Annotated in this window: 5 protein-coding genes; 2 read left to right on the forward strand and 3 right to left on the reverse strand. The window is 73.8% G+C overall.

From position 1 onward, the window contains the following. Positions 1 to 340: 340 nt before the first annotated feature. Together AB0F62_RS42260 and AB0F62_RS42265 are read right to left on the reverse strand one after the other, a co-directional pair. Positions 341 to 571 carry a hypothetical protein gene (locus AB0F62_RS42260; protein WP_361812093.1) on the reverse strand — a complete coding sequence of 77 codons (231 nt, stop codon included), beginning with the start codon at positions 569 to 571 and terminating at the stop codon, positions 341 to 343. A 176-nt stretch (positions 572 to 747) separates the two neighbouring features. Continuing rightward, positions 748 to 3,177 (reverse strand): SpoIIE family protein phosphatase, encoded by a 2,430-nt coding sequence (locus AB0F62_RS42265; RefSeq protein ID WP_361812095.1) that lies wholly within the window; start codon positions 3,175 to 3,177, stop codon positions 748 to 750. 214 nt (positions 3,178 to 3,391) lie between these two features. On the opposite strand from AB0F62_RS42265, the gene AB0F62_RS42270 reads away from it, so the two are divergent. Beyond that, positions 3,392 to 3,991, forward strand: coding sequence for a TIGR03086 family metal-binding protein (locus AB0F62_RS42270; RefSeq protein ID WP_361812098.1), 600 nt, complete (start codon positions 3,392 to 3,394; stop codon positions 3,989 to 3,991). Here the strand turns inward: AB0F62_RS42270 and AB0F62_RS42275 are convergent. Further along, positions 3,954 to 4,817, reverse strand: coding sequence for a methyltransferase domain-containing protein (locus tag AB0F62_RS42275; protein ID WP_361812101.1), 864 nt, complete (start codon positions 4,815 to 4,817; stop codon positions 3,954 to 3,956). The two genes, AB0F62_RS42270 and AB0F62_RS42275, sit on opposite strands and share 38 nt — an antisense overlap. Positions 4,818 to 5,146: 329 nt before the next feature. On the opposite strand from AB0F62_RS42275, the gene AB0F62_RS42280 reads away from it, so the two are divergent. Further along, entirely contained in the window at positions 5,147 to 5,611 is a 465-nt protein-coding gene (locus tag AB0F62_RS42280; protein WP_361812104.1) for a lamin tail domain-containing protein, read from the forward strand. Positions 5,612 to 5,793 lie beyond the last annotated feature (182 nt).

Genomic DNA, 5,793 nt, shown 5'->3' on the forward strand with positions numbered 1-5,793 from the left:
GCATCGCAAGGCGGAGAGTCGTCCTCGTAGTGGGCTACTCGGACGATTCGACAACTCCCCCGGGCCGAAGGCTGGGGGAGTGCCGTGCCTGGGGGTACCTCCCAGCGAAGCTGGGGGAGCGCCGCTGGGTGGGGGCACCCCCGGCCGAAGGTTGGGGGAGGGCATTTGACGAAACGACCTAGGGGGAGGTCCGCCCGCGGCGGTTCCCCGGGCCCCGGGCCGGTCGCCGCATGTGCCGGCGTGTGTTCGCGGCGTCGCCGCCGAGTCGGCGCCGCCCCCGGGTCTGCCGTCGGGCCTTGAGCGTCACACGTCGTGACGGCCCGAGGACGGCTGACTCATGTCACGGCGGGGTACAGCCCGGCGGCTCCCAGACAGGGTTGCCGTTGCTGTCGTTGTGGTAACTGGTGCAGTCCTCGGTGGGGGCCGCTCGCAAGGATTGCGTCGCGGACTCGGTCGTCTGGGGCAGCGCCTGGGCGCTCGCCACGCCCACCGCACCGGCGAGCAGTGCCGCGGCGCACGACGCGCCGACCAGGTGCCGGATCCGGTTTCGCTTCTCGGTGTTTATCGCCATGATTGTCTCCTTTTGAAGTGATATGCCGGTTACGTATTCACCAGGGTGGGAGCACGGCCGCGACGGTGTCAACGTCACCGATGCCGATATGCCCGGTAGTTACAGAATCGGGAAATTGGCGGAGGCGCCGACCTGCCCGCGGCCGGATCCGGCGCCGGATCCGGCCGCGGGTTCGCTCAGCCGGCGTCGGCCCCGGACGCCGCGGGGAGGGGCTGCTCGGCCCAGATGGTCTTGCCTCGGGCGTGGTAGCGGGTGCCCCAGAGGGACGCGAGCTGTGAGACCAGGTAGAGCCCGCGCCCGCCCTCGTCCGTCTCCAGGGCGCGCCGGATGTGCGGAGAGGTGCTGCTGCCGTCACCGACCTCGCAGATCAGCCGGCGATCGCGGATCAGCCGCAGGCGCACGGGCGGCGAGCCGTAGCGGATCGCGTTGGTCACGAGTTCGCTGACCAGCAGCTCCGTGCAGAACTCCAGCTCCTCCAGCCCCCACTCGCCCAGTTTCGCGATCGCCAGGCCGCGGGCCCGCCCGACCGACTCCGGTTCGAGTGCCAGGTCCCAGGTGGCGTGCCGGTCCGCCGGCAGCCGGTGCAGGCGCGCCAGCAGCAGCGCCAGGTGCCCCTCGGGATGCTCCCCGGGAATGAGCCGGCGCAGCGCCTCGTCGGCGATCCGGCCCGGGTCCTGCTCGGGGCTCGTTCCGGCCAGTGCCTCGCACAGCCGGGCCGCGGCCTCCTTCCCGGAGTCCCCGCCGAGCAGTCCCTCGGTGTACAGGGCGAGGAGGTCGCCCTCGTCGTGCGTCACCTCGGCGCACTCGAACGGGACGCCGGCGGTGCCGAGCGCTGGGGCCGTGGGGGCGTCGGCCACCGTCACCCGGCCGTCGGCGCTCACGCAGGCCGGCATCGGATGCCCGGCGCTCGCCGTCGCGCAGCGCATGGTGATGGGGTCGAAGATCGTGTACAGGCACGTGGGGGCCGCCGCCCCGGGCGGGGGGCCGCCCTGTTCCTCGTGGAAGCGCTTGACCTGGTCGCTGAGATGGGTGAGCAGCTCCTCCGGCGCCATGTCCAGGTCCGCGAGCGTCCGCAGCGCCGTCCGCAGCCGGCCCATGGACACCGCGGAGTGCAGCCCGTGCCCGCCCGCGTCACCGATGACCAGCGCGGTGCGAGCGCCGGAGAGCGGGATCACGTCGAACCAGGCGCCGCCCGGTCCGGTGCGGCCGCCCCTGGGCAGGCGGCGGGAGGCGGCCTCCATGGTCCGCAGCGCGGGCAGCCGCTGCGGCAGCAGGTTGCGCTGCAGCGCCAGGGCCGTGGCCCGTTCCCGGGTGTAGCGGCTCGCGTTGTCGATGCAGACCGCGGCGCGCGTGACGAACTCCTGGGCCAGCAGGACGTCGTCCGCCTCGAAGGAGTGGGCCCGGGTGAACCGTACGAAGAGCGCCACGCCCAGCGCCGCCCCCCGCGCGAACATCGGCACCAGCAGCCAGGACCTGACGGCGTAGTCGCGGACCGCCTCGGCGCGCGCGGGATCGGCGGCCTCGAGTTCGACCAGCAGTTCCTCGCCCGTCAGCAGCACGGGCTTCCGGGTGGCCAGGGCCCGGGCGGCGGGGGTGCCGGGCAGGGACGCGAAGTGGTCCACCGCGCCCGGCGGGACGACGGTCTGCGCCGGGCCGTCGGGGACCATCGTCGCCGCGGCGCGCCGCAGAGGAGCCGCCTCCGCGACGGGGCCGGGCACCGGCTCCTCGCCGCCCAGCACCGAGTCCAGCAGATCGACGTACGAGAAGTCCGCGAACCGCGGCACCGCCACGTCGGTCAGCTCCTGCGCCGTGTGCAGCACGTCGAGCGTGCTGCCGATCCTCGCGCTGGCGTCGTTGACCAGGTCGAGCCGTTCGCGGGTCCGGGCCTCCGTGGTGAGGTCGAAGACCATGTGCGCCAGCGCGACGACGTCCCCGTCGGCGCCCCGCAGCGGCAGGATCGTCTCCGACCAGACCGTGTCCCGGTCCGGGTCCCGGGGGTCGCGGCCGTGCACCTCGCTGCCGATCATCGCCTTGCCCGAGGACAGCACCAGCCGCTGGCGGGCCTCGAAGGCATCCGCGTCCAGCAGCCCGGGCGGCGCCACCTCGCGCATGGTGCGACCGACGAAGTCCTCCAGGAAGCCCGTCGCGCGGATCTGCGAGTCGTTCCGCGCCAGGAAGCGCAGCTCCGTGTCGAAGACGTCGATGATGAACGGCGACTCGGTGAACAGGCCGCGCAGCAGCGCGCCGAGCAGGTCGTCCCGCCGCACCGCCTCGGCGTTCTCCGCCTGCAGCAGCCACTGCCGCGGTTCGAGGGGATGGCCCCACAGCACCGCGCCCACCGGACGGCCCTCCCGGTGCCGCAGCAGCAGCGGGCCCAGGAAGACCGAGCGTTCCGTGCGCAGGATCCCCGCGGCGCGGGCACCGTCGGCCCGGGACCACAGCAGCCGTGACACCGGCCCGCGGGCCTCGTCGGCCGTCCAGCCGAGCAGCCGCTCGGCCCCGGGGGTCCAGCTCGTCACGGTGCCCCGCGCGTCCACGACGGCGAAGGCGTCGCCTCTGGACCGGGGGCGACCGTCAGGGGTGTCGGCGAACAGAGTGCCGCGCATGTTCACCTGTCACGCCCACCCGACCCTGGCACACCCAAGGATTCCCACAGACCAATACTGCCCGCCGCCAAGATCTGAGGCACGCGCTGAGTGCCGCGACCCCGGTGAGGCGCCGGGACACCCCGGCAGGCGGCCGTCTCCCCGTGCGGCGATGAGTTCCCGGTGCGGTACCTGTCCCCATGGGTGACGACCCCCGACTTCAGGAGGACCCCCCATGACGCGACATCCCGACCTCCGCCCGGCCGCACGGGACGTACGCGGACTGCTGGAGCGGGTGGCCGACCGGCAGCTCGACGCGCCCACCCCGTGCCCCGACTACACCGTGGCGCAGCTCATCGGGCACATCGCGGGGTTCTGCGCGGGATTCCGCGACGCCGCGCGCAAGGACTTCGGCCCGACCACGGACAGCGACCCCGGCGCGTTCGTCCCCGAGCCGCCGGCCGACTGGCGCGACCTGCTGCCCGTACTGCTGGGGGAGATGTCCGACGCCTGGTGCGGCGCCCAGGCGTGGGAGGGGGAGACCGTCGCCGGCGGGGTCACCCTGCCCGCGGCCGCCGCGGGCAGGTTCGCCCTGAACGAGCTGCTGGTCCACGGCTGGGACCTGGCCCGTGCCACGGGCCAGGACTACGGCCCCGCCGAGCCCGGCCTGCGGGCCGCGATCACGCTGCTGAGCGATGTCCGGGCCGCCTCCGGGGACGCCGCGGACGGCTCGGGGCCCTTCGGCCGGCCCGTACCGGTACCGGCCGCCGCGCCGCCGCTGGACCGGCTGCTCGGGCTCACCGGCCGGGATCCGGCCTGGAGTCCGCCGCGCTGAGCGGCCTGCGCCCCCACGCGGAGACCATCGGGGCCGTCGCCAGGTCGAGCGTGCCGCTCTCCACGTTCGCCAGGTGGCGGTCGACCTCCTCGTCGGTGGCGAGTCCGGCGGCCACCAGCCTGTCCCGGATGTGCCGCACGGTGGCGGCCTCCAGGACAGCGCAGGCCGGCGACGTGATCGGGAAGTAGGCGTCGGCGCGTACGTCCTCCAGCCCCGCCTCCCGCAGCAGACGCGGCAGCGTCCGCCCGTAGGCGAGGTCCGCGCCGCGTTCGGCCATCAGCGCGCGGAAGCCGGAGCGCAGGCGGTTGGCGAGCCGCTGCTCCGGGCCGGACTCGTCCGGGCAGAGCAACGGCTGCAGCCCCGGATCGGCGTCCTCCAGGAGCAGCCGGCCGCCGGGGCGCAGCGCGCCGGCCATCCGCCGCAGTGCCTCGGCGCGGTCCGCGACGTGCACCAGCACCAGCCGGGCGTGCACGAGGTCGAACCCGCCGGGCGGCGGGGGATCGGCGGCGACGTCGTGGCGCAGCACCTCGACGACCCCGCCCGCGGCGTCCCGGGTCCACGACACGTCGATGTCGGTGGCGATCACGGCGCCGCCGGGCCCGACGCGCTCGGCCAGTCCGAGGGGTACGGACGGGCCGCCGGCGCCCACCTCCCAGCAGCGCATCCCGGCCCCGATGCCGAGCGCGTCGACGTGCCGGAACGTCACGGGGTCGAAGAGCTCGGCGAAGGCCTCGAAACGGACGCCGGCCTCGGGCCGGCGGTTGTCCAGCAGATAGCCGCCGTCGTGTCCCCGGCCGTCCCCGTGGTCCGTGTCGCGTGTCGTCATGGCGCGATTCTCCGTTACGGAGGGGCTCCGTCCGCTACCGGGGAACACCTCGCGATCGGTGCACTCGTGTGGGTGACACGGAAAGACCCGGAAGTCCGTGCGCGGCGGGTGGCTGTATCGCGCAGGCAGTCGATATTTCAGTCGAGATTGACAGATGTCGCTTACAGCTAACAGTTACTGATATGTCCGCATTCTGTAACACGAAGCGAGTGTTCCGGTTGTGCGCGTCGCCGACGGGTCAGAGTTGGGTCATCGGCCAACCGCCGAAGCATCCGCACCGCGTGACCAGCCCCAACGGGGTGGGAACGCAACCCGATTGAGGGGGCATCATGTCTGCTTCTCGTATCACCCGCACGGTCATCGCCGGCGTCCTCGCCTCCGGCGCGGTCGTGGCCGCCGCCGCGATGCCGGCCTCGGCGGCGGACGGCCGCCACCACGGCCGCAGCAACGTGGTGATCGGCGACGTCAACACCCGCGACTACGGCCACGGTCACGGCCGAGGCGGCCGCGGCGGCGACGAGTGGATCGAAGTGGTCAACACGGGCCGCGGATCGGTCAACCTGCGCGGCTGGACCCTCTCGGACAGCGACGGCAACCGCTACCGCTTCGGCCACCTGCGGCTCGCCGGGCACTCGAAGGTGCGCGTCCACACCGGCTTCGGCCGTGACGGCTGGCGCGACGTCTACCAGGACCGCCGCAACTCCGTCTGGGACCGCCGCGACACCGCGACCCTGCGGAACGACGACCGCCGCGTCGTCGACTTCAAGTCCTGGGGCCGCGGCGGCCGCCACTGACCGCCCGCTGAGCCGGGCCGTGCCGCCGCAGCCCCGTGGCCGGCACGGCCCACCTCGTCGGTAGTACCCCTGCGGCGGGGGGGGGGGGGGGCGGCGCCCCCCCCCCCCCCCCCCCGGGGCCCGCGGCGGGGGGGGGGGGGGGAAAAACAAACACAAACGAGACACAAAACAAACTAAAAAAA

Origin of the sequence: Streptomyces sp. NPDC026673, assembly GCF_040638135.1 — a bacterium.
Taxonomy (GTDB): Bacteria; Actinomycetota; Actinomycetes; order Streptomycetales; family Streptomycetaceae; genus Actinacidiphila.